The organism is Streptomyces sp. PTL18 (genome assembly GCF_059510295.1).
The window spans coordinates 35,692-59,405 of record NZ_JCAJZO010000007.1 but is presented as its reverse complement, the minus strand read 5'-3'; the positions used below and the strand labels follow the sequence as shown (position 1 = coordinate 59,405).

The following is a 23,714-nucleotide window of genomic DNA, read 5'->3' as shown; positions in this document are numbered from 1 at the left end:
CCGACCCCTTACAGCTTCATCAGGCTGGCGTCGTCGACCGAGGCCGAGTGGCGGGTACGGAACAGCGACACGATGATCGCGAGCCCGACGACGACCTCCGCGGCGGCGACGACCATCATGAAGAAGGCGATGATCTGGCCGTCGAGATTGCCGTGCATCCGGGAGAAGGTGACGAACGCGAGGTTGCACGCGTTGAGCATCAGCTCGATGCACATGAACACCACGATCGCGTTCCGCCGGATCAGCACGCCGGTGGCGCCGATTGTGAACAACAGGGCCGCGAGATACAGGTAGTTGACCGGGTTCACTTCGACGCCTCCTCGGTCCGCTTGAGCGCCGGCCGCTTCTCCTCGGTGCGCTCCAGGCGCTCGGCGGTGTGCTGCTCCAGCGCCTTCAGATCGCTGATCGCCCTGTCGGACACGTCGCGGATCTGACCACGGGCGCGCAGCGTCTTGTTGACGGTCAGCTCGGAGGGCGTGCCGTCCGGCAGGAGGCCCGCGATGTCGACCGCGTTGTGCCGGGCGTAGACGCCGGGGGCCGGCAGCGGCGGAACGTGCCGGCCCTCTCGTACGCGCTGCTCGGACAGTTCCCGCTGGGTGCGGGCGCGCTCGGTGCGCTCGCGGTGGGTGAGCACCATGGCGCCGACGGCGGCCGTGATGAGCAGGGCGCCGGTGATTTCGAAGGCGAACACGTATCTGGTGAAGATGAGGGCCGCCAGGCCCTCCACGTTGCCGTTGGCGTTCGCCTTGCCGGTGCCGGCGAAGTCCTTCAGGGACGCGTTGGCGATCCCCGCGAGCAGCAGGATGCCGAAGCCGAGTCCGCACAGGAGGGCCAGCCAGCGCTGCCCCTTGATGGTCTCCTTCAGGGAGTCCGCCGCCGTGACGCCGACCAGCATCACCACGAACAGGAACAGCATCATGATCGCGCCGGTGTAGACGACGATCTGCACGATCCCGAGGAAGTAGGCGCCGTTGGCGAGGTAGAACACCGCCAGGACGATCATGGTGCCCGCGAGGCACAGCGCGCTGTGCACGGACTTCTTCATGAAGACGGTGCCGAGGGCGCCGAGCACCGCGACGGTGCCGAGGACCCAGAACTGGAAGGCCTCTCCGGTGGAGGTGGAGTAGGCCGCGAGATCAGTCATCCGCCGATCACCTTCTTCGACGCCGGCTCACCCTCGCCGAAGGTGGAGACGGCCTCCTGCGGGGCCTCGCCCTTGGAGACGGCGACCTGGCGCACCGTGCCGGGCGCGGCCTGAGTCACCAGGCCCCGGTAGTAGTCCTGTTCGTCCGTCCCCGGGTAGATGGCGTGGGGGGTGTCGACCATGCCCTCTTCGAGACCGGCGAGCAGTTGCTCCTTGGTGTAGATGAGGTCGGCGCGGCTGGAGTCGGCCAGCTCGAACTCGTTGGTCATCGTGAGCGCGCGTGTGGGGCACGCCTCGATGCACAGGCCGCACAGGATGCAGCGGGCGTAGTTGATCTGGTACACCCTCCCGTACCGCTCGCCCGGGGAGTAGCGCTCCTCGTCCGTGTTGTCGGCGCCCTCGACGTAGATCGCGTCGGCGGGGCAGGCCCAGGCGCACAGTTCGCAGCCGACGCACTTCTCCAGGCCGTCCGGATGGCGGTTGAGCTGGTGCCGGCCGTGGAACCGCGGAGCCGTGGTCTTCTTCTGCTCCGGGTACTGCTCGGTGAGCCGCTTCTTGAACATGGCCTTGAAGGTCACGCCGAAGCCGGCCACCGGGTTCTGGAAACCCGGCTTGGTGTCCTTGGGCTCGTCAGCCATCGGACGCCTCCTTTCCATCCGTAGATCCGTCACTGACAGTGTCCGGCCCACCACTGACAATCAGCTCACGCTCCCGGCGCGGGCGGCGCCTCGGCACCGGCGGCAGCGTCTGTCCCGGCAGCGGCGGCACGGGGAATCCGCCCGCCATCGGGTCGAAGGCGGTGGGTTTCTCCACGGGCCGCTCGGCCTCCTCGGCCTTCGCGCGGAACATGTCGATCACGAACGACAGCAGGAGCAGCGTGAGCACTCCACCCGCGACATAAAGGGCGATATCACTGAAACCATAGTTCTCGTTACGCAGCGCCCGTACGGTGGCGACCAGCATCAGCCAGACCACGGAGACCGGGATGAGGACCTTCCAGCCGAGCTTCATCAGCTGGTCGTAGCGGACGCGCGGGAGCGTGCCGCGCAGCCAGATGAAGAAGAACAGCAGCAGCTGGACCTTGATGACGAACCAGAGCAGCGGCCACCAGCCGTGGTTCGCGCCCTCCCAGAAGGTGCTGATCGGCCAGGGGGCGCGCCAGCCGCCCAGGAAGAGCGTGGTGGACACGGCCGAGACCGTCACCATGTTCACGTACTCGGCGAGCATGAACATCGCGAACTTGATCGACGAGTACTCGGTGTTGAAGCCGCCGACCAGGTCGCCCTCGGACTCCGGCATGTCGAAGGGGGCGCGGTTGGTCTCACCGACCATCGTGACGATGTAGATGATGAAGGAGACCGGCAGCAGCAGGATGTACCAGCGGTCGTGCTGCGCCTCGACGATCCTCGACGTCGACATCGACCCCGAGTAGAGGAACACGGAGGCGAAGGCGGCGCCCATGGCGATCTCGTAGGAGATCATCTGCGCGCAGGAGCGCAGACCGCCGAGGAGCGGATAGGTGGAGCCGGAGCTCCAGCCCGCCAGCACGATGCCGTAGATCCCGACCGAGGCGACCGCGAGGATGTAGAGCATCGCGATCGGCAGGTCGGTGAGCTGCATCGTGGTGCGGTGCCCGAAGATCGAGATCTCGTTGCCGGCGGGCCCGAAGGGGATCACCGCGATCGCCATGAAGGCCGGGATGGCCGCGACGATCGGCGCGAGGACGTAGACCACCTTGTCCGCGCGCTTGACGACGAGGTCTTCCTTGAGCATCAGCTTCACGCCGTCGGCGAGCGACTGGAGCATGCCCCAGGGGCCGTGCCGGTTGGGGCCGATGCGCAGCTGCATCCAGGCGACGACCTTGCGCTCCCAGACGATGGAGAACAGCACGGTCACCATCAGGAAGGCGAAGCAGAACACCGCCTTGACGACGACCAGCCACCAGGGGTCGTGGCCGAACATGGAGAGGTCTTCAGCGGCGAGGTACCGGCTCATGCCTCCACCTCCTTGGGGGCTTCGGCGGCGGGCGTCGCCGGTCCGATGCGGACGAGGGTGCCGGGCTGTGCCCCGGTGTCGGAGGGAACGCCGCCGCCCGTGGAGTTCATCGGGAGCCAGACCACCCGGTCGGGCATCTCGGTGATCTGCAGCGGGAGTTCGACGGTTCCGGACGGACCGGTGACGGCCAGCGGCTCGCCGTCCCCGATGCCCGCCTCGGCGGCGGTGGCGGCGGACACACGCGCGCGTGCCGCGTGCCGGGTGCCGGCCAGCGCCTCGTCGCCGTCCTGGAGGCGGCCCTGGTCGAGCAGCAGCCGGTGGCCGGCGAGCACGGCCTCCCCGGCGGCCGGGCGCGGCAGCTGTCCGCCGATCTCCAGAGGGTTGGCGGCCCGCGGACCGTCCCAGGCGCCGAGCCGGTCCAGCTCCACGCGCACGGTGCGCAGATCGGGCAGCCCGAGGTGCACGTCCATCGCGTCGGCGAGCATCTGCAGCACGCGGGCGTCGGTCGGCATCAGCGGGCGGGTCATCTGGTCGGGCTTGAGGGAGGCCTCGAAGAAGCGGGCCCTGCCCTCCCAGTTGAGGAAGGTGCCGGCCTTCTCGGCGACCGCGGCGACCGGCAGCACGACGTCCGCACGCTCGGTGACCTCGCTGGGACGCAGTTCCAGGGAGACCAGGAAGTCCACCTCACAGAGGGCTTCACGCGCGCGTGCCGGATCGGGCAGGTCGGCGATCTCGACGCCGGCCACCAGCAGGGCGCGCAGTTCGCCGGTGGCCGCGGCCTCGACGATCTGGCCCGTGTCCCGGCCGTAGCGGTGCGGGAGCTCGGCGACGCCCCAGGCGGCGGCGACCTCCTCCCGTGCGCGCGGGTCGGTGGCCGGACGCCCGCCCGGCAGCAGCGACGGCAGCGCCCCCGCCTCTACCGCGCCGCGCTCCCCGGCCCGGCGCGGAATCCACGCCAGTTTGGCCCCGGTGGCGGCCGCGGTGCGCACCGCGGCGGTGAGGCCGCCCGCCACGGCGGCGAGGCGTTCCCCTACGACGATCACGGCGCCCTCGGTGCGCAGCGCCTCCGCGGCGCGTACGCCGTCCTCCTCCAGGCCGACCCGTCCGGCCAGCGCGTCCAGCCACTCGGTCTCGGTGCCGGGCGCGGCCGGCAGCAGCGTGCCGCCGGCCTTCTCAAGGCCCCGGGTGGCGTGGGTGGCGAGGGCGAACACCTGCTGCCCGTGCTTGCGCCAGGCCTTGCGCAGCCGCAGGAAGACGCCGGGTGCCTCCTCCTCCGACTCGAACCCGGCGAGGAGGACGGCGGGCGCCTTCTCCAACGAGGTGTACGTGACCCCCGTACCGTCGAGGTCGCGGCCGCGTCCGGCGATCCGGGCGGCCAGGAAGTCGGCCTCCTCGCCGCTGTGCACGCGCACGCGGAAGTCGATGTCGTTGGTGTCGAGCGCCACGCGCGCGAACTTGCTGTACGCGTAGACGTCCTCCACGGTGAGCCGGCCACCGGTCAGTACCCCGGCCCGGCCCCGCGCGGCGAGCAGCCCCCGGGCGGCGATGTCGAGCGCCTCGGGCCAGGACGCGGGCTCCAGTTCACCGCTCTCGCGCCGCACCAGCGGCACATCGAGCCGGTCCTTCAGCTGCGCGTAACGGAACGCGAACCGCCCCTTGTCGCAGATCCACTCCTCGTTGACCTCGGGGTCGTGGGCGGCCAGGCGCCGCATGACCTTGCCGCGCCGGTGGTCGGTGCGGGTCGCGCAGCCGCCGGAGCAGTGCTCGCAGACCGAGGGTGAGGACACCAGGTCGAAGGGGCGGGAGCGGAAGCGGTACGCCGCCGAGGTGAGCGCGCCCACCGGGCAGATCTGGATCGTGTTCCCGGAGAAGTACGACTCGAAGGGGTCGCCCTCGCCGGTGCCGACCTGCTGCAGCGCGCCCCGCTCCAGCAGCTCGATCATCGGGTCGCCCGCGATCTGGTTGGAGAACCGGGTGCAGCGGGCGCACAGCACGCACCGCTCACGGTCGAGCAGCACCTGCGTGGAGACGGGGACCGGCTTCTCGTAGGTGCGCTTCCTCCCGTCGAAGCGGGACTCGGCGTTGCCGTGCGACATCGCCTGGTTCTGCAGTGGGCACTCGCCGCCCTTGTCGCAGACCGGGCAGTCCAGCGGGTGGTTGATGAGCAGGAGCTCCATCACACCCTTCTGGGCCTTCTCCGCGACGGCGGAGGTGAGGTGCGTCTTCACCACCATCCCGTCCGTGCACGTGATCGTGCAGGACGCCATGGGCTTGCGCTGGCCCTCGACCTCGACGATGCACTGGCGGCAGGCACCGGCCGGGTCGAGGAGGGGGTGGTCGCAGAAGCGGGGGATCTCGATGCCGAGTTGTTCGGCGGCACGGATGACCAGGGTGCCCTTGGGCACGCTGAGCTCCACGCCGTCGATCGTCAGCGTGACGAGGTCCTCCGGCGGGACCGCCGCCTCTCCCCCGCCTGCGGGAGCGTTGGTGGTCACGGTCATGCGGTCACCTCCGCGGGCTTGTCCGCCCAGGCCGTGGACTTGGCCGGGTCGAAGGGGCAGCCCCGGCCCGTGATGTGGTCCTCGTACTCCTCGCGGAAGTACTTGAGGGAGGAGAAGATCGGCGAGGCGGCGCCGTCGCCGAGGGCGCAGAAGGACTTGCCGTTGATGTTGTCGGCGATGTCGGCGAGCTTGTCCAGGTCGGACATGACGCCCTTGCCCGCCTCGATGTCCCGCAGCAACTGCACGAGCCAGTACGTGCCTTCACGGCAGGGCGTGCACTTGCCGCACGACTCGTGCGCGTAGAACTCGGTCCAGCGGGTGACGGCCCGCACCACGCACGTCGTCTCGTCGAAGCACTGCAGGGCCTTGGTGCCGAGCATGGATCCGGCGGCGCCCACGTTCTCGTAGTCCAGCGGGACGTCGAGGTGCTCCTCGGTGAACATCGGCGTGGAGGAGCCGCCCGGCGTCCAGAACTTCAGCCGGTGGCCCGGCCGCATGCCGCCGCTCATGTCGAGGAGCTGCCGCAGCGTGATGCCGAGCGGGGCCTCGTACTGGCCGGGGCCGGCGACGTGGCCGCTGAGCGAGTACAGCGTGAAGCCGGGCGACTTGTCGCTGCCCATCGACCGGAACCATTCCTTGCCCCGGGTGAAAATCGCGGGAACCGACGCGATCGACTCGACGTTGTTCACCACAGTCGGGCACGCGTAGAGGCCCGCGATCGCAGGGAAGGGGGGACGGAGCCGCGGTTGACCACGGCGGCCTTCGAGCGAGTCGAGCAGTGCGGTCTCCTCACCGCAGATGTACGCGCCCGCGCCCGCGTGCACGGTGACATCGAGATCGAGCCCGCTGCCGAGGATGTTCTCGCCGAGGTAGCCGGCCGCGTAGGCCTCGCGGACGGCCGCGTGCAACCGCCGCAGCACGGGGACGGTTTCCCCCCGCAGATAGATGAAGGCATGCGACGACCTGATGGCGTAACACGCGATGACGATGCCCTCGATGAGGCTGTGCGGGTTCGCGAAGAGGAGCGGGATGTCCTTGCAGGTTCCGGGCTCCGATTCGTCGGCGTTGACCACCAGATAGTGGGGTTTGCCGTCTCCCTGGGGAATGAACTGCCACTTCATTCCCGTGGGGAATCCAGCGCCGCCGCGCCCGCGCAGTCCGGAGTCCTTGACGTACGCGATCACGTCGTCCGGCGACATGGCGAGCGCCTTGCGGAGCCCCTCGTAGCCGTCGTGCCTGCGGTAGACGTCCAGCGTCCAGGACCCCTCCTCGTCCCAGAAGGCCGACAGCACGGGGACGAGCAGCTTCTCGGGGCTGTTTTCTCCCCCACCCTCGAATCCGCTCGGGCGGGCGGTGCCCCCATTCTCGGGTGCCAAGGTCATCACTGCCCCTCCTCGTCGGCTACGGGCCCTGCAGGGTTCGCGGGGTCGGAGGCCGAGGTGTCCTGCGGTGCGTCGTGCGAGCTGAGGTGCTCGGCCGGCGACGGCTGGTGCACGGCCGTGTCCCCGGCCTCGTCCTGCGGCCCGCCGTCCCGCGGGTGCACCACGCGCGCGGCGGCGGACTCCCCCTTGGCCAGCCGCAGCCCTGCCAGCGAGGCCGGGCCCGCGCTGCCGGTCGCCTCGACGGCCCCGTCCCGCTCGTCGGGGAAGCCGGCCAGCATCCGGGCGGTCTCCCTGAAGGTGCACAGAGGGGCGCCGCGGGTGGGTGCGACCTGCCGTCCCGCACGCAGGTCGTCGACGAGGCGCCGGGCGGTCTCGGGGGTCTGGTTGTCGAAGAACTCCCAGTTGACCATCACGACCGGCGCGTAGTCGCAGGCCGCGTTGCACTCGATGTGCTCCAGGGTGACCTTGTGGTCGTCGGTGGTCTCGCCGTTGCCGACGCCCAGGTGCTCCTGGAGCGCCTCGAAGATGGCGTCGCCGCCCATGACGGCGCACAGGGTGTTGGTGCAGACGCCCACCTGGTAGTCACCGGACGGCTTGCGCCGGTACATGGTGTAGAAGGTGGCCACCGCGGTGACCTCGGCCGTGGTCAGGCCCAGCACGTCCGCGCAGAACCGCATCCCGGTGCGCGTGACATGCCCTTCCTCCGACTGCACGAGGTGCAGCATCGGCAGCAGGGCGGACCGGGAGTCCGGGTAGCGGGCGATGATCTCGTGCGCGTCCCGCTCGAGCCGGGCCCGCACGTCGTCCGGGTAGTCGGGGGCGGGCAGTTCGGGCATGCCCAGGCTGACGCCCCGCTCCGAAGAAGAGGTGGTCACCGGTCGACGCCTCCCATCACGGGGTCGATGGACGCGACGGCGACGATCACGTCGGCGACCTGGCCGCCCTCGCACATCGCCGCCATGGCCTGCAGGTTGGTGAAGGACGGATCGCGGAAGTGGACCCGGTGGGGGCGGGTGCCGCCGTCGGAGACAACGTGCACGCCGAGCTCGCCCTTGGGTGACTCGACCGCCGCGTACACCTGTCCCGGGGGGACGCGGAAGCCCTCGGTCACCAGCTTGAAGTGGTGGATCAGGGCCTCCATGGAGGTGCCCATGATCTTCTTGATGTGGTCGAGGGAGTTGCCGAGTCCGTCCGGTCCCAGGGCGAGCTGGGCGGGCCAGGCGATCTTCTTGTCGGCGACCATGACCGGTCCGGGCTGCAGCCGGTCCAGGCACTGCTCGATGATCCTGATCGACTGGCGCATCTCCTCCAGGCGGACGAGGAAGCGGCCGTAGGCGTCGCAGGTGCCGGCGGTCGGGACGTCGAAGTCGTACGTCTCGTAGCCGCAGTAGGGCTGTGCCTTGCGCAGGTCGTGCGGCAGTCCGGCGGAGCGCAGGATCGGGCCCGTGGCGCCGAGGGCCATGCAGCCGGCGAGGTCCAGGTAGCCGATGTCCTGCATGCGGGCCTTGAAGATGGGGTTCCCGGTGGCGAGCTTGTCGTACTCCGGGAGGTTCTTCTTCATCTTCTTCACGAACTCGCGGATCTGGTCCACGGCACCCGGCGGCAGGTCCTGGGCGAGTCCGCCGGGGCGGACGTAGGCGTGGTTCATCCGCAGGCCGGTGATCAGCTCGTAGATGTCGAGGATCATCTCCCGGTCGCGGAAGCCGTAGATCATGATCGTGGTGGCGCCGAGCTCCATGCCTCCGGTGGCGATGCACACCAGGTGGGAGGAGAGCCGGTTCAGCTCCATCAGGAGCACCCGGATGATCGTGGCGCGGTCGGGTACCTGGTCCTCGATGCCGAGGAGCTTCTCCACCGCGAGGCAGTACGCCGTCTCGTTGAAGAACGGCGTCAGGTAGTCCATGCGCGTCACGAACGTGGTGCCCTGCGTCCACGTGCGGTACTCGAGGTTCTTCTCGATGCCGGTGTGCAGGTAGCCGATGCCGCAGCGGGCCTCGGTGACCGTCTCGCCCTCGATCTCCAGGATGAGCCTCAGCACGCCGTGCGTGGAGGGGTGCTGCGGGCCCATGTTGACGATCAGGCGCTCGTCGTCGGCGCGGGAGGCGGACTCGACGACCTCGTCCCAGTCGCCACCGGTGACCGTGTAGACGGTGCCCTCGGTGGTCTCGCGGGCGGAGGCAGAGGACGGGGTGTGCGTGCTCATGAGTACGACCTCCGCTGGTCCGGAGCCGGGATCTGGGCGCCCTTGTACTCGACGGGGATGCCGCCGAGGGGGTAGTCCTTGCGCTGCGGATGGCCCTGCCAGTCGTCCGGCATCATGATCCGCGTCAGCGCCGGGTGGCCGTCGAAGATCAGGCCGAAGAAGTCGTACGTCTCGCGCTCGTGCCAGTCGTTGGTGGGATAGACGGAGACGAGCGACGGGATGTGCGGGTCGGCGTCGGGGGCGCTGACCTCCAGGCGGATCAGCCGGTTGTGGGTGATCGAGCGCAGGTGGTAGACGGCGTGCAGCTCGCGCCCCTTGTCGCCGGGGTAGTGCACTCCGCTCACACCCGTGCACAGCTCGAAGCGGAGTGCCGGGTCGTCGCGGAGGGTCTGGGCGACGGCGAGAAGGTACTCGCGTTCGATGTGGAAGGTCAGCTCGCCGCGGTCGACGACGGTCTTCTCGATGGCGTTCCCGGGGACGAGGCCCTGCTCCTCCAGGGCGCCCTCCAACTCGTCGGCGACCTCGTCGAACCAGCCGCCGTAGGGGCGGGTGGCCGCACCGGGGAGCCGGATGGAGCGGACCAGGCCGCCGTAGCCGGAGGTGTCGCCGCCGTTGTCGGCGCCGAACATGCCGCGCTGGACGCGGATCTCCTCGCCGCCCTCGCCCCGCCGGCCGGGGAGGTTGGCGGCGCCGAGGTCCTTCTCCGGGTTGACGCCGCCCCCGTTCACACCGTGGCCGTTCACGCCGCCCGGCTGCGCGCCCGCGCCCTTGCCGTTCGCGTCGCTCATCGCAGCAGCCCCTTCATCTCGATCGTCGGCAGGGCCTTGAGCGCCGCTTCCTCCGCCTCGCGGGCCGCTTCCTCGGCGTTCACCCCGAGCTTGGAGGACTGGATCTTCTGGTGGAGCTTGAGGATCGCGTCCATCAGCATCTCGGGCCGCGGCGGGCAGCCGGGCAGATAGATGTCGACGGGGACGATGTGGTCGACGCCCTGGACGATCGCGTAGTTGTTGAACATGCCGCCCGAGGAGGCGCACACGCCCATCGAGATCACCCACTTGGGGTTCGGCATCTGGTCGTAGACCTGCCTCAGGACCGGCGCCATCTTCTGGCTGACCCGGCCCGCGACGATCATGAGGTCCGCCTGGCGGGGCGAGCCGCGGAAGACCTCCATGCCGAAGCGCGCCAGGTCGTAGCGGCCGGCGCCGGTGGTCATCATCTCGATGGCGCAGCAGGCCAGGCCGAAGGTGGCGGGGAAGACCGACGCCTTGCGCACCCACCCCGCGGCCTGCTCGACGGTGGTCAGAAGGAAACCGCTCGGCAGTTTTTCTTCGAGTCCCATGACGTAAGGCCCCTCAGTCCCATTCCAGGCCGCCGCGCCGCCATACGTACGCGTACGCGACGAAGACGGTGAGCACGAAGAGCAGCATCTCCACGAGCCCGAAGATCCCCAGGGCGTCGAAGGTGACGGCCCAGGGATAGAGGAAGACGATCTCGATGTCGAAGACGATGAAGAGCATCGCCGTCAGGTAGTACTTGATCGGGAAGCGCCCGCCGCCCGCCGGCGTGGGGGTCGGCTCGATGCCGCACTCGTAGGCCTCGAGCTTGGCGCGGTTGTACCGCTTCGGACCGATCAGCGTGGCCATGACCACGGAGAAGATCGCAAAGCCTGCCCCGAGGGCTCCCAGTACGAGGATGGGCGCATACGCGTTCACCGCTCCTCGCTCCTCTCAGTCGGCACTGACTGCTGGCGGTTGCGCTGGGCCCACTTCTGTCCCACATGTCCCGAAAGCCCCGCTTGCCCCAGCGAAGATCGCGGACATGTGAAGCAGGTCACAAGCCCAACTGCCGTGCATCTTATGCCCGCGGGTGTGTGATCTGCGACACGGGGGTCAGCACGTACTTTGTGATCTCCACCACCAGGCGAAGGATCATGAAGTCGGATGAGCGGTGATCTACGCACGCGAAGCAGTCGAGTGATCACCAAGAGGTGACATTTTCGCCCGTCTCCGCTGGTCGAGGCGGTCTTGCACTATCAAAGGGCAAGCGCTCAAAGCAAATTGGCGCTGGGCCAGATCCCTTGGTAAAGGCGCGCGTTCACACATCAGAGGGAGGAGTGGGGCGAATATGGACGTGTGCACGCGTTCACGAGCAGAGGGGCGACTTCTCGCACAGAGGTGCATGCATGCACGGGCGGCGGGGCAGGCGTGTGAACCGGGGTGGTTCGCTGCGCGCGCGAGACGCCGCCGCGACGGTGACCGTTCCGTGACCTGCGCCACATCCGCGTGACGGTTCAATAAAGCGGGCTTGGCCAACCGTCCCAACCGATGGTAGGTGCGGAGCAATTCAGGACGTAACGATGAAAGCCCGTGATCACAGGCTTGATCATCACTGTCCGCTTTGCCCGTTACGGCGTCAATAAAGAATGACACGTCGGGGATTCGAGCCGCGCATTGAACAACTGTGGCGGACCACACGTTTCTTGAAGGTATGGAGGAGTCCCTGGTACCGCTTGTCCCCATGTCCCACACCGCTCACATACGCAGCCACCGGAAGCCCCGCAACCGCAGCGCGTCGACCATCGCGATGCGGGCCGGGGTCGCCGGTGGTGTCCTCAGCACCCTGGCCGTGGCCGGATCCTCGGCATCGGCCAACGCCGCAGAGCCGGTGACCCAGACGCTCGAACTGCCGACCCTGACGGCCGACGTGGCCACCCAGGTCGCACAGTCCGCGGCGGCCACCCAGCAGGCCGCGGCCAACTACCAGCTGCAGGTCGAGCGTGACACGGCCGCCGCGAACGCCGCGAAGCAGGCCAAGGCGGACCTGGCGGAGGCGAAGAAGAAGGCGGCCGAGGCCAAGCGGAAGGCCGAGGCCGAGCGCAAGCAGGCGGAGGCCGCCTCGCGCAGCGCCGAGCGGACGGTCCTCGCCGCCGCGACCAGCACGTCGACGAGCTCCTCCACGGCCACCGGTTCGGCCGCGGCGGTCGTCGCCTTCGTCAAGGCGCAGATCGGCAAGGCGTACGTCTCCGGTGCCACCGGCCCCTCGGCGTACGACTGCTCCGGCCTGGTGCAGACGGCCTTCAAGCAGGTCGGGATCAACCTTCCGCGGGTCTCCCAGGACCAGTCGACGGCCGGCACCCAGGTCTCGCTGAGCAACCTGCAGCCGGGCGACATCCTCTACTGGGGTGCTGCGGGCAGCGCCTACCACGTCGCGGTGTACGTGGGCGACGGCATGTTCGTCGGCGCGCAGAACCCCTCCAGCGGTGTCGGGGAGCACCCGCTGTCCTACGACCCGCCGTCCGGCGCGGTCCGCGTGCTCTGACCGGACCGTCGCAAGCGGTACGGGATGTCAAGGGCCGTCGCCCTCGGGGCGGCGGCCCTCCCGGCTCATCCGCCGGCCGGCCCCGGCTCACCCCACGTCGAATGTCGTGGAGCCCGTCCTTCAGCCGGGCCGGGGAAGAACCGGAACCGTGCTCACCGGGAACAGGGGCTTGCGGCCGCCGGCCCCCGTGCCGGGTACGCCCGTGGAGCGGGCTCTTGAACGGCTGCGCGCCACCGGTCGAGGGGGGGTCGCCCGCATCGACGGCGCGCTCGCCCTGCTCGTTCAGCGGAGCAACCAGACCGAGGGACGCCTCGACAACCTCGAAAACCGCGTCGACGAAGATTCATATTGGGCCCCTGGCGCACTCTTAGCGTCAGGGACATGACTCGACGAGGAACCACCCATCTCCCTTCGCAGGGCGGCGAGTTAGGGACCGCCGCACCGTTCTATCCCCGACTCGGTGACTTCGCCCGGGACACCACCAAGGGCGAGATCGGTGTCGTCGTGGCTCTGCCCGGCGACGGTAGACGGACTTACGGCCTGGTGCCGCCCGGAGGCGGCGACGAGTGGTCTGTCCCCTACGACGGAACAACCCTGCGCCCTGTCCCCGCTCAGGTCACACACATCACGCCGCAGAAGCGGGACGTGATGTACGACCAGCACGCCGAGCGGGGCGGCCTGCCTGTCACCGTCCACTACGAGGACGGTGGGATCAGCGAATCCCTGCTCGTGCTCGACCCCGCGCAGCTGGAGCTGTACGCCTACCAGGTGGGGCGCATCCTCGAACTGCGCGACGCGGCACGCGGTGGCAAGTTGTGAGCGCCCGCCACGCGTCCGCCCGCTTACGGCGCCTCTCCGATCCCGTCGGGTTCTTTTTCAGCGTGCTCTGGGCCATCGGCACGGCTACCGGTTTCACCTGTCTCGGTGTGCTCGTAGGCACCGGCCTCGACGGCCCGCGAGCCAACAGCCCGGCACTGACCATCCCCGACGCCGCCCCGGAAGCGGCATAAGGCCCCCCCGCCCGCCCGGATGCTTCCTGCTCCCCCTGGGCGGGCGGGGTTCCACCGCGGCGGAGGCCGCCAACCGGGGCCAGCCGCGGTGCGCACCACCACGTCCGAAGCACCACCCAACGCAAGGAGGCACGGAACGTGACCACCGCGCAGAAGCACACCGCGACCGACGCACGGACGCTGATCAGCACGGAACTCCGCGAGACCCTGGTCGACAACATGCGCGCCAAGTTCCCGCAGCTGACCGAGGAGAAGGCCGACCGTGGCGTCGGGCAGATGCTCGCCTTCCTCGCCGCGTGCGACTACAGCGACAAGCCGCTCAGCCCGTCGCCCCTCGTCGACGACTTCTGGCACGCCTTCCTGCTCCGCACCAAGGCGTATCGGGAGTTCTGCGAGGAGAAGTTCGGCCGATTCCTGGACCACCAGCCCGGATACCTCGACCCGGAGGAGCACGGGGGTGGCAAGGCCCTCCGTGCCCGGACGGTCGACGCGATCACACTCGCCGGGTACGAGATCGACATGGAGTTCTGGCCCGAGCTGGACCTCGCCGAGTGCTCGCAGTGCCACGCGAACTGCTCGGACAGCCCGTTCCATCCCTAACGGTGCCCCCGCCGGCCTCTGGTCTGTGCCACGCTGTGGCCAAACCGGGGGCCGGCCCCCTTTTGTTCGACCAATGCAGGGAGACCGGCGGTGGACCGCATCGAATGGCACGACCTACCCGCCGCAACCCGGGCCGCCGTCGAGCACCACACGGGCCCGGTCGAGGAGGCCGCGACCGCACCGCACGGCGTCATGTCTCGACTCGCCTGCACCGTCGACACACGAGCGGGCCGAATGTTCGTCAAGGGTACCCGCCGCGACGACCCGCAGGCTTGGGTGTACCGCCACGAGGCGCAAGTCACCCGGAACGCGCCTCGTGCGCCCCACGTCCTCTGGGACGTCGACGCCGGCGGGTGGCTGCTGTACGGGTACGAGTACGTCGAGGGACGCTACCCGGACCTGACACCGGCGTCTGACGATCTCGCCCCCCTTGTCCAAACGCTCACCGTCGTGTCCGAGGTGCCATGGCCTGAGGCGCTGCGTAAGAAGCCGCTTCACACACGGTGGGCCGACTTCCTTCCCGAGGATGTTCCAGCCGGGCTGCAAGGTCGAGGGCTCGCTCACACAGACATGTCGCCGCACAACATGCTGGTAACCCCTGTCGGCAAACTGCTGCTACTTGATTGGGCTCTAGCCTGCCCCGCCCCCGCATGGGCGGACACCGCGTTGACCATCCCGCGGCTCATCTCCGCCGGACACACCGCAGAGCAGGCCGAAGCAGTCGCCCGGCAGATTCCCGCGTACAGCGCTGCCGCCCCTGCCATGGTCACCACGTTCGCGCGCACCGTCTTCCGCGTGTGGGAAGACTGGGAACGGACTCGACCACTGCCGCACCGTGCCGCCCTCACCGCCGCCGCAGGAGAGTGGGCTGCCCACCGCGAGAAAGTGCCGTTTCCATAAAGGTCCTTTCATGGGCGCACCGGATGATTCTTCGTCAGTTCGGAAATGATGGTGCGTACGGGACCCCACGTGCGGGACGATGTGCGTATGACCGTAGATGTCGCAGAGTTCAACAGGCGGGCAGTGTCTGGCCTGGAGGCTCTGACCAAGCTGCTGGTCGGCGGTGCCGCCGACCACGCTCCCGCCCCCGAGAACCGTCGACCGTTTCAGGTCGGCTGAGGGTTGGTGGCCGCCCTGCACCGGCAGGCCGCCGCAGTGGTCACTCTGCACAGCAAGGGACTTGGCCACGAAGCCGCTCCCAACCGGCGCCTGATGATCGAGTACGTCGCTCACCTCCAGTGGCTCGTCAGGGACGGCGAAGACGCCGTGGACTCCATGAACAAGGCACACCAGTTCAAGCACGCTGGTCTCCGCAAGGCAGCGGACGACGGTGGGTACAAATACGACCCCGAGGCTGCCGACGCCGTGCGGGACGCCGTGATCCCGAGCAACCTGGCCCATCAGTACTTGCAGATGAACGCTCTCGCCAAGAGCCTCGGCGGCGGACTGTTCGAGTCGCACGTGGGGGAGACTCAGCTCTCGCACGCCACCCTCACGGCGGCCGGGTGCTTCTACCGGGAGTCGGACGACACCATTGAGCTGTCCCTCACCCCGACGTACGGCATCGACGGCGACCCGATGGAGGCGTCGCCGTACATGGCCTTCTTCTTCCTGTTCTTCGGCATGATCGCGTTCAACGATCTGATGGTCGGCTCGCCCTGGACGAACGACCTCAAGGCCATCGGTGACGCAGGTCTGGTCGGAGCGATCTGACCCGAGAAGGACGACGGCCAGACGGCTCCGGTTCCTCAGGACGAGGTGCCGGGGCCGCCTCACGTTCAGTCATGGCCTACGGCGTAAACGGCCTCGCTCCGTAGGCCATGGCTGGTCCGAGCCATTCAGCTTGAATGATCACGAACGCGGAGCCACCTTCGACAGCCCGTTGATGATCCGGTCCATCGCGTCGCCACCCGTCGGGTCGGTGAGGTTGGCGAGCATCTTCAGGGTGAACTTCATGAGCAGGGGGTGCGTGAGGCCGCGCTGGGTCGCGATCTTCATCACCTTCGGGTTGCCGATCAGCTTCACGAAGGCGCGGCCCAGTGTGTAGTAGCCGCCGTAGGTGTCCTTCAGGATCTTCGGGTAGTTGTGCAGGGCGAGTTCACGCTGACCGGGGGTCGCGCGGGCCAGCGCCTGGACGATCACGTCCGCCGCGATCTGGCCGGACTCCATGGCGTAGGCGATGCCCTCGCCGTTGAAGGGGTTCACCAGGCCGCCCGCGTCGCCCACCAGAAGCAGCCCGCGCGTGTAGTGCGGCTGGCGGTTGAAGGCCATGGGGAGGGCGGCACCGCGGATGGGGCCGGTCATGTTCTCGGGGGTGTAGCCCCAGTCCTGGGGCATCGAGGCGCACCAGGCCTTGAGCACCTCCCGCCAGTCCAGCTCCTTGAAGGACGCGGAGGTGTTCAGGACACCCAGGCCGACGTTGCTGGTCCCGTCGCCCATGCCGAAGATCCAGCCGTAGCCGGGCAGCAGCCGCTCCTGGCCGCCGCGCCGGTCCCACAGCTCGAGCCAGGACTCCAGGTAGTCGTCGTCGTGGCGCGGGGACGTGAAGTACGTACGGACCGCGACGCCCATGGGGCGGTCCTCGCGGCGGTGCAGCCCCATGGCCAGCGACAGCCTGGAGGAGTTGCCGTCCGCGGCCACCACCAGCGGCGCGTGAAAGGTGACCTCGAGCTTCTCCTCGCCCAGCTTGGCGTGCACGCCGGTGATGCGGCCGGTGCGGTCGTCGACGATCGGGGTACCCACGTTGCAGCGCTCGTACAGGCGCGCGCCCGCTTTCTGCGCCTGCCGGGCGAGCTGCTCGTCGAAGTCGTCGCGCCTGCGGACGAGTCCGTAGTCCGGGTACGAGGCGAGATCCGGCCAGTCGAGCTGGAGCCGCACACCGCCGCCGATGATGCGCAGGCCCTTGTTGCGCAGCCAGCCGGCCTCCTCGGAGATGTCGATGCCCATCGCGACGAGCTGCTTGGTGGCGCGGGGGGTGAGGCCGTCGCCGCACACCTTCTCGCGCGGGAAGGCGGTCTTCTCGAGCAGCAGGACGTCCAGGCCCGCCTTCGCGAGGTGATAGGCGGTGGTGGAACCGGCTGGCCCGGCCCCGACGACGATCACATCGGCGGTGTGTTCGGTAAGGGGCTGGGGCTCGGTCACGGCGGGTTCTCCCCAAGACTCGACGACGGCAACACCGGTGCCGGCCGCAGGCAGTGAGAGGGCCACGGGAAAACCGCGGCCGAAACCACGTGCTGAGGGGCACTGGACATGGGCAGTCTATTCAGCGTCACCGATCCCCCGGCTGAAGGGCTGCCCCCATGAACCGAGCTCTGCCCGACGTACGGCTGCGCGTCCCCACCGACGAGGACGCCTTCGCCTGGCACCGGGTGTTCGCCGACCCCGAGGTCATGGAGTTCCACGGCGGCAAGGCCGCCGAGCTGTCCGTCTACGAGGAGCTCACCGCCCGCCAGCGCCGGCACGACGCCGAGCACGGCTTCTGTCTGTGGAGCGTGCTCGACGAGTCGGGGGAGGTCATCGGCTTCACCGGTGCGCAGCCGTGGCCGTGCGAGTGGGGCCCGAAGGGTGAGATCGAGATCGGCTGGCGGCTCGGGCGGGCCCACTGGGGCAACGGGTACGTGACGGCGGCCGCCCGGACGACCCTGGACCGCGTGCGTGCGGCGGGCGTGGGCAGCGTGGTGGCCATGGTGGACTCCCGCAACACGCGGTCCATCGCGGTCACGGAGCGGCTGGGAATGCGCCTGGTGAAGACCTATGCGACGCCCTCGCAGCGGCAGGGCCACTGCTATCGCCTCGAACTGTGACCTGTGATCCGTGACCTCCCAGCGCGGCCCGTGACCGAGAGTGACCGACTGTCACAGGAGGACACCTGGCGCTTCCGGGTGGCACCCCCGGCCGGTTACCCTTCCAGTACCGCTGGGGGTGACATCTGTGCCTATACCACCCAAAACACCCGAAGTGCGCGTTCCGCGACTGATCGGTCTCATGGCGATGGACGCGCGCGAGGCCGCGAAGCAGCAGGGCGTTCTGCTCGCCGCACCCGACCGGCCCGACTTCCGCAACACCGTCGTCGACTACGTCGTACGGCAGTACCCGCAGCCGGGCGCCGAGGTGCCGCGCGGCGCCGTCGTCACCGTCTGGTTCGACCTGGGTGAAGGCGAGGGCGGCGGAGGAGCGGGCGTACGCGAACCGCGCGTGCCGCCGCCGCCCAGGGGCGGAATGCGGCGGGAGCTGGACGAGCCGGGCGACCCGTACGCGGTCAGTCCTGCTTGAAGCCCCGGTGCAGGGCGACGATCCCGCCGGTGAGGTTCCGCCACGCCACCTTCGACCACCCCGCCCCGCGCAGCCGCTCGGCGAGGGCCGGCTGGTCGGGCCAGGCGCGGATGGACTCGGCGAGGTAGACGTACGCCTCGGGGTTGGAGGACACCGCGCGGGCCGCCGGCGGCAGCGCGCGCATCAGGTACTCGGTGTAGACCGTGCGGAACGGCGCCCACGTGGGATGCGAGAACTCGCAGATCACGACCCGCCCGCCGGGCCTGGTCACCCGGTACAGCTCGCGCAGCGCCGCGTCCGTGTCCTGCACGTTGCGCAGCCCGAAGGAGATGGTCACGGCGTCGAAGGTGCCGTCCTTGAACGGCAGCCGCGTCGCGTCGCCGGCGGTGAGCGGCAGCCACGGGTGCCGCCTCTTGCCGACCTGGAGCATCCCGAGGGAGAAGTCGCACGGGACGACGTACGCGCCCGTCCGCGTGAAGGGGAGCGACGAGGTCGCCGTGCCCGCCGCGAGGTCGAGCACCTTCTGCGCCGGGCGCGCGTCGACCGCGTTGGCGACCTCCTTGCGCCACAGCCGTGCCTGCCCGAGTGACAGCACGTCGTTCGTCAGGTCGTACCGTTCCGCCACGTCGTCGAACATCGAGGCGACTTCGTGCGGCTGCTTGTCCAGGGATGCGCGGGTCACGGGGCCCATTGTGGCAGGAGGGCCCGAGAGCTCAGCGTCTGCGGTGCACCAGACGGCCCGCGCAGACCGTGGCCAGGCAGGCGCCCGTCTCGTCGAGGACGGCGAGGTCGGCGCGGCCGGCCTCGGCCAGCCCGGGTCGGCGGGTACCCCGCAGCACCACGACGTCGTTGCGCTGGGCGGCGACCCGCAGTTCGGGCGTGCCCGCGTGCTCCGCCAGGACGGCCACCGCGCCCAGCTTCAGCACCGCGTGGACGCGTTCGCGTGGCGTGGGTGCCTGCGGCAGCGGGCCCTCGTGCACCAGCGCGGGGCCGAGCGTGCCGGGCCAGCGGCGTACCCGGGCGTCCGGGAACCGCTCCCGGAGCGCGGCGAGGGGTCCCAGCGCGGAGATCCGGGTGCCCTCGACGGCGACGGCACCGTTCTTGACGGGGTCGGCGTCCCAGGCGACCCGGAGCTCGTCCGCGGCGTGAATCGTCAGCATGCCGCCGGCCCTAAGCGGTGCCCGGGAGGTGAGGCACGCCCCCACACCGTCCGGTGCGGCAGCACGCCGCACTGCCGAATCGCCCTCGCACCGGGCGAACTCGGGCGATACGGCAGCACGCCGATGCACCGCACCGGACGACGCGGGAACGCACTCCGCCTCCCCGACACCGCTCAGTTGGACGCAAGGAGCTTCAACTCCGGGTGGGCGGTGCCGCCCTCGATGGCCGTTGAGGAGATGTGGGACATCACGCGGTCGTCGACCGGGTCGTTCGCCGGGTCGTCGTGGACCACGAGGTGCTCGTACGTCGTCGACCGCTGGGCCGGGACGCGCCCCGCCTTCCGGATCAGGTCGATGATCTCCATCCGGTTGGAGCGGTGCTTGGCGCCCGCGGAGGAGACGACGTTCTCCTCCAGCATGATCGAGCCCAGGTCGTCGGCGCCGTAGTGCAGGGTCAGCTGGCCGACGTCCTTGCCGGTGGTCAGCCACGAGCCCTGGATGTGCCTCACGTTGTCGAGGAAGAGGCGGGCGACCGCGATCATCCGCAGGTACTCGAAGACGGTCGCCTGGGTGCGGCCCTTCAGGTGGTTGTTCTCGGGCTGGTAGGTGTACGGGATGAACGCCCGGAAGCCGCCCGTGCGGTCCTGCACGTCGCGGATCATCCGCAGGTGCTCGATGCGCTCGGCGTTGGTCTCACCCGTGCCCATCAGCATGGTGGAGGTGGACTCCACGCCCAGCCGGTGCGCGGCCTCCATGATCTCCAGCCAGCGCTCGCCGCTCTCCTTCAGCGGCGCGATCGCCTTGCGCGGCCGCTCGGGCAGCAGTTCGGCACCGGCGCCGGCGAAGGAGTCGAGGCCGGCGGCGTGGATGCGGGAGACGGCCTCCTCGACCGACACGCCGGAGATGCGGGCCATGTGCTCCACCTCGGACGCCCCCAGGCTGTGGATGACCAGCTGGGGGAACGCCTCCTTGATGGCGCGGAAGTGCTTCTCGTAGTACTCGACGCCGTAGTCCGGGTGGTGACCGCCCTGGAACATGATCTGGGTGCCGCCGAGTTCGACGGTCTCGGCGCAGCGCCGGAGGATGTCGTCGAGGTCGCGCGTCCAGCCCTTCCCGGTGTCCTTGGGGGCCGCGTAGAAGGCGCAGAACTTGCACGCCGTCACACAGACGTTCGTGTAGTTGATGTTCCGCTCGATGATGTACGTCGCGATGTGCTCGGTCCCGGCGTACATGCGGCGGCGTACGGCGTCGGCGGCGGCGCCCAGTGCGTGCAGCGGCGCGTCGCGGTAGAGGGAGAGCGCTTCCTCGAGGGTGATCCGCCCACCGTCGGCGGCACGGTCGAGCACGGACTGCAGGTCGGCCTTCTCGGTCACCGGGCTCCCTTTCGGCGGAGGTGCGGACGGACACGCAAGGGTCGTGAACGGACCGAACCAGCCTACGCCAGCGGTTTTACGGGCCCGCTGTCAGGCCGCGTACGCGCCGATGAGCAGCCCGACGAACGCGCCCGCGATGAGGAACGGCCCGAACGGGATCGCGGTGCGCCGCCCGGCCCGCCGGGCGAGGACGAGCCCGAGCCCGTAGAGCCCGCCGAACAGGAACCCGGCGAAGGTCCCCAGCACCACGGTCCCCCAGCCGTACCAGCCGAGCACCGCCCCGAGCCCGGGCGCCAGCTTGACGTCCCCGAAGCCGAGGCCGTGCGGGTTGAGGAGGAACAGCAGGAAGTACCCGCCGCCCAGCACCAGCGCGCCGAGCAGTGCGGTGCGCCACCGTCCCGCGTGCTCGGGCGCCAGCGCGGCCAGCCCCAGCAGGGCGGGGGCGGCGCCGGCCAGCGGCAGGGTCAGGACGTCCGGCAGGCGCTGCACCCGGAAGTCCACGACGGTCAGCAGGACGCCGACGGGGGCGAGCAGCAGCCAGACGGCCAACTCCGGGCGGGTGCCGGTCGCGAGCGCGAGCACGACGCACACCAGTGCGGTGACCGCGCCCACGAGCACCGTCCCGGGGCCGTAGGCCCGTCCGTCCGCACACCGGGCCCGCCCGACCCATCCGCGGACCGGGTGCCCGTCCGGGCACCGGTCCCGCCACGGCTGCCCGGACTCGACGGACAGCCGGTACGCGGCCCGGGGCACCAGCGCGCCGGCCGCCGCACCCCACACCGCGGCCCCGACGGCCGCCCAGAGGTCCAGATCCACCCGGACAGCGTAGGGACCGATGGGGCAACCGCCCTACGACTGGAGCAGCTTCACCTTCACGTCCGCCGCGAACCCGGTCGTGGGGCCGACCCGGCGGGCGAACTCGGCGACCGCCTCCAGCTGCGGTCCCCCGAAGCTGAAGTCGAGCGTGGTGAAGTACCGCTCCAGGACGTCCTCGTCGAAGGCCTCCCAGCGCGCCGCCTGTTCCGCGACCTTGCCGACCTCCTCCAGGGACAGGTTGCGGGAGGCGAGGAAGGCCTCGTGGACCTTGCGGGTGATGAAGGGCTCCCGCTCCAGGTAGTCGCGCCGCGCCGCCCAGACCGCGAAGACGAACGGCAGGCCCGTCCACTCCTTCCACAGCGCGCCGAGGTCGTGCACGTCGAGGCCGAAGCGCGGTCCGTCGATGAGGTTGGCGCGCAGGGCGGCGTCGCCGATCAGCACGGCCGCCTCGGCCTCCTGCAACATCAGGCTGAGATCGGGCGGGCAGGTGTAGTAGTCCGGCGTCACCCCGTACCGGTCGGCGAGCAGCAGCTGGGCCAGGCGCACGGAGGTCCGCGAGGTGGAGCCGAGGGCGACCCGGGCGCCGTCCAGCCGGTCCAGCGGGACCTGGGAGACGATCACGCACGACATCACCGGGCCGTCGCAGCCGACCGCGATGTCGGGGAAGGCGACCAGGTCGTCGGCGTTCTTGAGGAACTCGACCAGGGTGACGGGGCCGATGTCCAGGTCGCCCTTCACGAGCTGCTCGCTGAGCTTTTCGGGCGTGTCCTTGGTCAGGTCGAAGTCGAGGAGGGTGCCGGTTCTCGCGAGCCCCCAGTACAGGGGCAGGCAGTTGAGGAACTGGATGTGGCCGACGCGCGGCCGGGTGCGAGAATTGTCCACATCGCGAGACTAGACCCCACCGCGCGGGGCACCGTCTCCGCCCCCGCTGTCAAGAGCTCCCGGATCATTCAAACGTACGGGTGACGTGATCTTGACCTCTATTGCATTCGGCTCCCCGCGTGCTACGCTCGCAGCAAGTTGCAGTTTGGTTTCCTTGCAGTACAGAGCCTGCGGAGCATGTGACCGCGGGCTCTCGTCGTTTTCAGACATATGCAGTTGTGCGGCGGTTCCGTTTTCACACTTGCAGTTCTGGAGCAGGGCGACCCTTTGGGCCCAAGGAGGGCTTATGGCTACCGGAACCGTGAAGTGGTTCAACGCCGAGAAGGGCTTTGGCTTCATCGCCCAGGAAGGCGGCGGCCCGGACGTCTTCGTCCACTACTCCGCGATCAACGCGAACGGCTTCCGTTCCCTCGAGGAGAACCAGCAGGTCTCCTTCGACGTGACGCAGGGCCCGAAGGGCCCGCAGGCGGAGAACGTCACCGCGATCTGAGATCGCTGAAGTCCCTGATCCAGAACTGAGAGCAGTACCCAAGGAGCCCTGCGCCATTCGGCGGCGGGGCTCCTGCCTTTCGGTGAATTCTTCGCGAATTCCTCCGGATGCGCCGGTCGCCGCGCGAGAGCCGTGCCCGTTCACAGGTGCTGCCGCATGACGAGCACGAGGGCGCTCCCCGGCACCAGCGCCTGGTACGACCGGGCGACGTCACCGCGAAACGCCGTGCGGTCCCGGGGCCCTGGTCCACCTCCTGACCGCGCGGCCCGGCGAGAACCCGCCCCTCACTCACGATCACGTGTCGCCCCCTCGGTGACGCCGTCCGTGCCGACCGGGCTGCCGGTGCCGTCGGTACCGGCCCGGCTGCTCGCGCTCGGGAGGTCGGCATGACAGGCGACGACGGCGGCCGTGGTGGCGCCGGCTGTGGGCCCTCCGGCCGGCGGGCCCGCTGCTGCACCGCCGTGTCGAACTCCCCCGCCGTCTCCAGCGGCCGTCGGCAGGCGCGGCGGTGCCGCTGGTCGCGGTCCCGGCGACGACGGGCGCGCCCCCGAGTCGGGCGGCCGGGGCG

At 69.7% G+C, this 23,714-nt stretch carries 26 protein-coding genes; 9 read left to right on the top strand and 17 right to left on the bottom strand.

Annotated features, from left to right (window positions below; genetic code table 11):
• Positions 1-8: 8 nt before the first annotated feature.
• From nuoK to AC5WS8_RS15470, 11 genes are read right to left on the bottom strand one after another with little or no spacing between them, the layout of a single operon-like run.
• Entirely contained in the window at positions 9-308 is a 300-nt protein-coding gene (gene nuoK / locus AC5WS8_RS15520; protein ID WP_496103974.1) for an NADH-quinone oxidoreductase subunit NuoK, read from the bottom strand.
• The gene (locus AC5WS8_RS15515; protein WP_496103973.1) at positions 305-1,144 is read right to left on the bottom strand and encodes an NADH-quinone oxidoreductase subunit J; all 840 of its coding nucleotides are present in this window, start codon (positions 1,142-1,144) and stop codon (positions 305-307) included. Before AC5WS8_RS15515 ends, nuoK begins: the two co-directional genes overlap by 4 nt.
• A complete protein-coding gene (nuoI, locus tag AC5WS8_RS15510) occupies positions 1,141-1,782 on the bottom strand; it encodes an NADH-quinone oxidoreductase subunit NuoI (protein ID WP_496103972.1) in 642 nt (213 codons plus the stop codon). The genes AC5WS8_RS15515 and nuoI overlap by 4 nt, the downstream gene beginning before the upstream one ends.
• On the bottom strand, positions 1,775-3,139 hold the full coding sequence (gene nuoH / locus AC5WS8_RS15505; protein WP_496103971.1) for an NADH-quinone oxidoreductase subunit NuoH: 1,365 nt from the start codon (positions 3,137-3,139) through the stop codon (positions 1,775-1,777). The genes nuoI and nuoH overlap by 8 nt, the downstream gene beginning before the upstream one ends.
• Positions 3,136-5,640: an NADH-quinone oxidoreductase subunit G gene (locus AC5WS8_RS15500; protein ID WP_496103970.1), complete on the bottom strand. Its 2,505-nt coding sequence runs from the start codon at positions 5,638-5,640 to the stop codon at positions 3,136-3,138. The genes nuoH and AC5WS8_RS15500 overlap by 4 nt, the downstream gene beginning before the upstream one ends.
• Positions 5,637-7,022 carry an NADH-quinone oxidoreductase subunit NuoF gene (nuoF, locus tag AC5WS8_RS15495; RefSeq protein WP_496103969.1) on the bottom strand — a complete coding sequence of 462 codons (1,386 nt, stop codon included), beginning with the start codon at positions 7,020-7,022 and terminating at the stop codon, positions 5,637-5,639. The genes AC5WS8_RS15500 and nuoF overlap by 4 nt, the downstream gene beginning before the upstream one ends.
• The gene (gene nuoE / locus AC5WS8_RS15490; RefSeq protein ID WP_496103968.1) at positions 7,022-7,897 is read right to left on the bottom strand and encodes an NADH-quinone oxidoreductase subunit NuoE; all 876 of its coding nucleotides are present in this window, start codon (positions 7,895-7,897) and stop codon (positions 7,022-7,024) included. Before nuoE ends, nuoF begins: the two co-directional genes overlap by 1 nt.
• Entirely contained in the window at positions 7,894-9,225 is a 1,332-nt protein-coding gene (locus AC5WS8_RS15485) for an NADH-quinone oxidoreductase subunit D (RefSeq protein WP_496103967.1), read from the bottom strand. Before AC5WS8_RS15485 ends, nuoE begins: the two co-directional genes overlap by 4 nt.
• Positions 9,222-10,013, bottom strand: coding sequence for an NADH-quinone oxidoreductase subunit C (locus AC5WS8_RS15480; protein ID WP_496103966.1), 792 nt, complete (start codon positions 10,011-10,013; stop codon positions 9,222-9,224). Before AC5WS8_RS15480 ends, AC5WS8_RS15485 begins: the two co-directional genes overlap by 4 nt.
• Positions 10,010-10,564 carry a NuoB/complex I 20 kDa subunit family protein gene (locus AC5WS8_RS15475; RefSeq protein ID WP_007383964.1) on the bottom strand — a complete coding sequence of 185 codons (555 nt, stop codon included), beginning with the start codon at positions 10,562-10,564 and terminating at the stop codon, positions 10,010-10,012. Before AC5WS8_RS15475 ends, AC5WS8_RS15480 begins: the two co-directional genes overlap by 4 nt.
• Before the next feature lie 13 nt (positions 10,565-10,577).
• Positions 10,578-10,937 carry an NADH-quinone oxidoreductase subunit A gene (locus tag AC5WS8_RS15470; RefSeq protein ID WP_003992243.1) on the bottom strand — a complete coding sequence of 120 codons (360 nt, stop codon included), beginning with the start codon at positions 10,935-10,937 and terminating at the stop codon, positions 10,578-10,580.
• An 805-nt stretch (positions 10,938-11,742) separates the two neighbouring features.
• On the opposite strand from AC5WS8_RS15470, the gene AC5WS8_RS15465 reads away from it, so the two are divergent.
• The 6 genes from AC5WS8_RS15465 to AC5WS8_RS15440 all read left to right on the top strand — a co-directional run bounded on the left by AC5WS8_RS15465 (position 11,743) and on the right by AC5WS8_RS15440 (position 15,866).
• Complete coding sequence (locus tag AC5WS8_RS15465; protein WP_496103965.1) at positions 11,743-12,543, top strand: C40 family peptidase; 801 nt, start codon at positions 11,743-11,745, stop codon at positions 12,541-12,543.
• Between the two features lie 381 nt (positions 12,544-12,924).
• Positions 12,925-13,362 carry a hypothetical protein gene (locus AC5WS8_RS15460; protein ID WP_496103964.1) on the top strand — a complete coding sequence of 146 codons (438 nt, stop codon included), beginning with the start codon at positions 12,925-12,927 and terminating at the stop codon, positions 13,360-13,362.
• Between the two features lie 329 nt (positions 13,363-13,691).
• Positions 13,692-14,153 carry a glycine-rich domain-containing protein gene (locus AC5WS8_RS15455; protein ID WP_496103963.1) on the top strand — a complete coding sequence of 154 codons (462 nt, stop codon included), beginning with the start codon at positions 13,692-13,694 and terminating at the stop codon, positions 14,151-14,153.
• Positions 14,154-14,243: 90 nt separating this feature from the next.
• Positions 14,244-15,053: a phosphotransferase gene (locus AC5WS8_RS15450; RefSeq protein WP_496103962.1), complete on the top strand. Its 810-nt coding sequence runs from the start codon at positions 14,244-14,246 to the stop codon at positions 15,051-15,053.
• Between the two features lie 87 nt (positions 15,054-15,140).
• The gene (locus tag AC5WS8_RS15445; protein WP_496103961.1) at positions 15,141-15,272 is read left to right on the top strand and encodes a hypothetical protein; all 132 of its coding nucleotides are present in this window, start codon (positions 15,141-15,143) and stop codon (positions 15,270-15,272) included.
• A 6-nt stretch (positions 15,273-15,278) separates the two neighbouring features.
• Positions 15,279-15,866 carry a DUF5677 domain-containing protein gene (locus tag AC5WS8_RS15440; protein WP_496103960.1) on the top strand — a complete coding sequence of 196 codons (588 nt, stop codon included), beginning with the start codon at positions 15,279-15,281 and terminating at the stop codon, positions 15,864-15,866.
• Positions 15,867-16,004: 138 nt separating this feature from the next.
• On the opposite strand, the gene AC5WS8_RS15435 is transcribed toward AC5WS8_RS15440, so the two are convergent.
• On the bottom strand, positions 16,005-17,294 hold the full coding sequence (locus AC5WS8_RS15435; RefSeq protein WP_496103959.1) for a geranylgeranyl reductase family protein: 1,290 nt from the start codon (positions 17,292-17,294) through the stop codon (positions 16,005-16,007).
• Positions 17,295-17,452: 158 nt separating this feature from the next.
• Between AC5WS8_RS15435 and AC5WS8_RS15430 the strand changes: the two genes are divergently transcribed.
• Together AC5WS8_RS15430 and AC5WS8_RS15425 are read left to right on the top strand one after the other, a co-directional pair.
• A complete protein-coding gene (locus tag AC5WS8_RS15430) occupies positions 17,453-17,956 on the top strand; it encodes a GNAT family N-acetyltransferase (protein ID WP_496103958.1) in 504 nt (167 codons plus the stop codon).
• Between the two features lie 154 nt (positions 17,957-18,110).
• Complete coding sequence (locus AC5WS8_RS15425) at positions 18,111-18,425, top strand: PASTA domain-containing protein (RefSeq protein WP_496103957.1); 315 nt, start codon at positions 18,111-18,113, stop codon at positions 18,423-18,425.
• Here AC5WS8_RS15425 and AC5WS8_RS15420 read toward each other — a convergent pair.
• From AC5WS8_RS15420 to AC5WS8_RS15400, 5 genes are all read right to left on the bottom strand, one after another.
• Complete coding sequence (locus tag AC5WS8_RS15420) at positions 18,412-19,107, bottom strand: demethylmenaquinone methyltransferase (protein WP_496103956.1); 696 nt, start codon at positions 19,105-19,107, stop codon at positions 18,412-18,414. The two genes, AC5WS8_RS15425 and AC5WS8_RS15420, sit on opposite strands and share 14 nt — an antisense overlap.
• Before the next feature lie 31 nt (positions 19,108-19,138).
• Entirely contained in the window at positions 19,139-19,585 is a 447-nt protein-coding gene (locus AC5WS8_RS15415; protein ID WP_496103955.1) for an imidazolonepropionase-like domain-containing protein, read from the bottom strand.
• Positions 19,586-19,758: 173 nt separating this feature from the next.
• Entirely contained in the window at positions 19,759-20,958 is a 1,200-nt protein-coding gene (gene mqnC / locus AC5WS8_RS15410) for a cyclic dehypoxanthinyl futalosine synthase (RefSeq protein ID WP_496103954.1), read from the bottom strand.
• A gap of 90 nt (positions 20,959-21,048) precedes the next feature.
• Complete coding sequence (locus tag AC5WS8_RS15405; protein ID WP_496103953.1) at positions 21,049-21,774, bottom strand: prepilin peptidase; 726 nt, start codon at positions 21,772-21,774, stop codon at positions 21,049-21,051.
• Positions 21,775-21,807: 33 nt separating this feature from the next.
• The gene (locus tag AC5WS8_RS15400; protein WP_496103952.1) at positions 21,808-22,656 is read right to left on the bottom strand and encodes a menaquinone biosynthetic enzyme MqnA/MqnD family protein; all 849 of its coding nucleotides are present in this window, start codon (positions 22,654-22,656) and stop codon (positions 21,808-21,810) included.
• Between the two features lie 286 nt (positions 22,657-22,942).
• On the opposite strand from AC5WS8_RS15400, the gene AC5WS8_RS15395 reads away from it, so the two are divergent.
• Entirely contained in the window at positions 22,943-23,146 is a 204-nt protein-coding gene (locus AC5WS8_RS15395; protein ID WP_043442843.1) for a cold-shock protein, read from the top strand.
• Positions 23,147-23,714 lie beyond the last annotated feature (568 nt).

Bases quoted from the DNA above. Each gene is read 5' to 3' on its own strand.
- AC5WS8_RS15475 (WP_007383964.1), bottom strand. From the start codon at position 10,564: ATGGGACTCGAAGAAAAACTGCCGAGCGGTTTCCTTCTGACCACCGTC.
- AC5WS8_RS15480 (WP_496103966.1), bottom strand. From the start codon at position 10,013: ATGAGCGACGCGAACGGCAAGGGCGCGGGCGCGCAGCCGGGCGGCGTG.
- AC5WS8_RS15500 (WP_496103970.1), bottom strand. From the start codon at position 5,640: ATGACCGTGACCACCAACGCTCCCGCAGGCGGGGGAGAGGCGGCGGTC.
- AC5WS8_RS15430 (WP_496103958.1), top strand. From the start codon at position 17,453: ATGAACCGAGCTCTGCCCGACGTACGGCTGCGCGTCCCCACCGACGAG.
- AC5WS8_RS15485 (WP_496103967.1), bottom strand. From the start codon at position 9,225: ATGAGCACGCACACCCCGTCCTCTGCCTCCGCCCGCGAGACCACCGAG.
- AC5WS8_RS15395 (WP_043442843.1), top strand. From the start codon at position 22,943: ATGGCTACCGGAACCGTGAAGTGGTTCAACGCCGAGAAGGGCTTTGGC.
- nuoH (WP_496103971.1), bottom strand. From the start codon at position 3,139: ATGAGCCGGTACCTCGCCGCTGAAGACCTCTCCATGTTCGGCCACGAC.
- AC5WS8_RS15515 (WP_496103973.1), bottom strand. From the start codon at position 1,144: ATGACTGATCTCGCGGCCTACTCCACCTCCACCGGAGAGGCCTTCCAG.
- nuoF (WP_496103969.1), bottom strand. From the start codon at position 7,022: ATGACCTTGGCACCCGAGAATGGGGGCACCGCCCGCCCGAGCGGATTC.
- AC5WS8_RS15415 (WP_496103955.1), bottom strand. From the start codon at position 19,585: ATGCTGACGATTCACGCCGCGGACGAGCTCCGGGTCGCCTGGGACGCC.
- AC5WS8_RS15465 (WP_496103965.1), top strand. From the start codon at position 11,743: ATGTCCCACACCGCTCACATACGCAGCCACCGGAAGCCCCGCAACCGC.
- nuoI (WP_496103972.1), bottom strand. From the start codon at position 1,782: ATGGCTGACGAGCCCAAGGACACCAAGCCGGGTTTCCAGAACCCGGTG.
- AC5WS8_RS15445 (WP_496103961.1), top strand. From the start codon at position 15,141: ATGACCGTAGATGTCGCAGAGTTCAACAGGCGGGCAGTGTCTGGCCTG.
- AC5WS8_RS15460 (WP_496103964.1), top strand. From the start codon at position 12,925: ATGACTCGACGAGGAACCACCCATCTCCCTTCGCAGGGCGGCGAGTTA.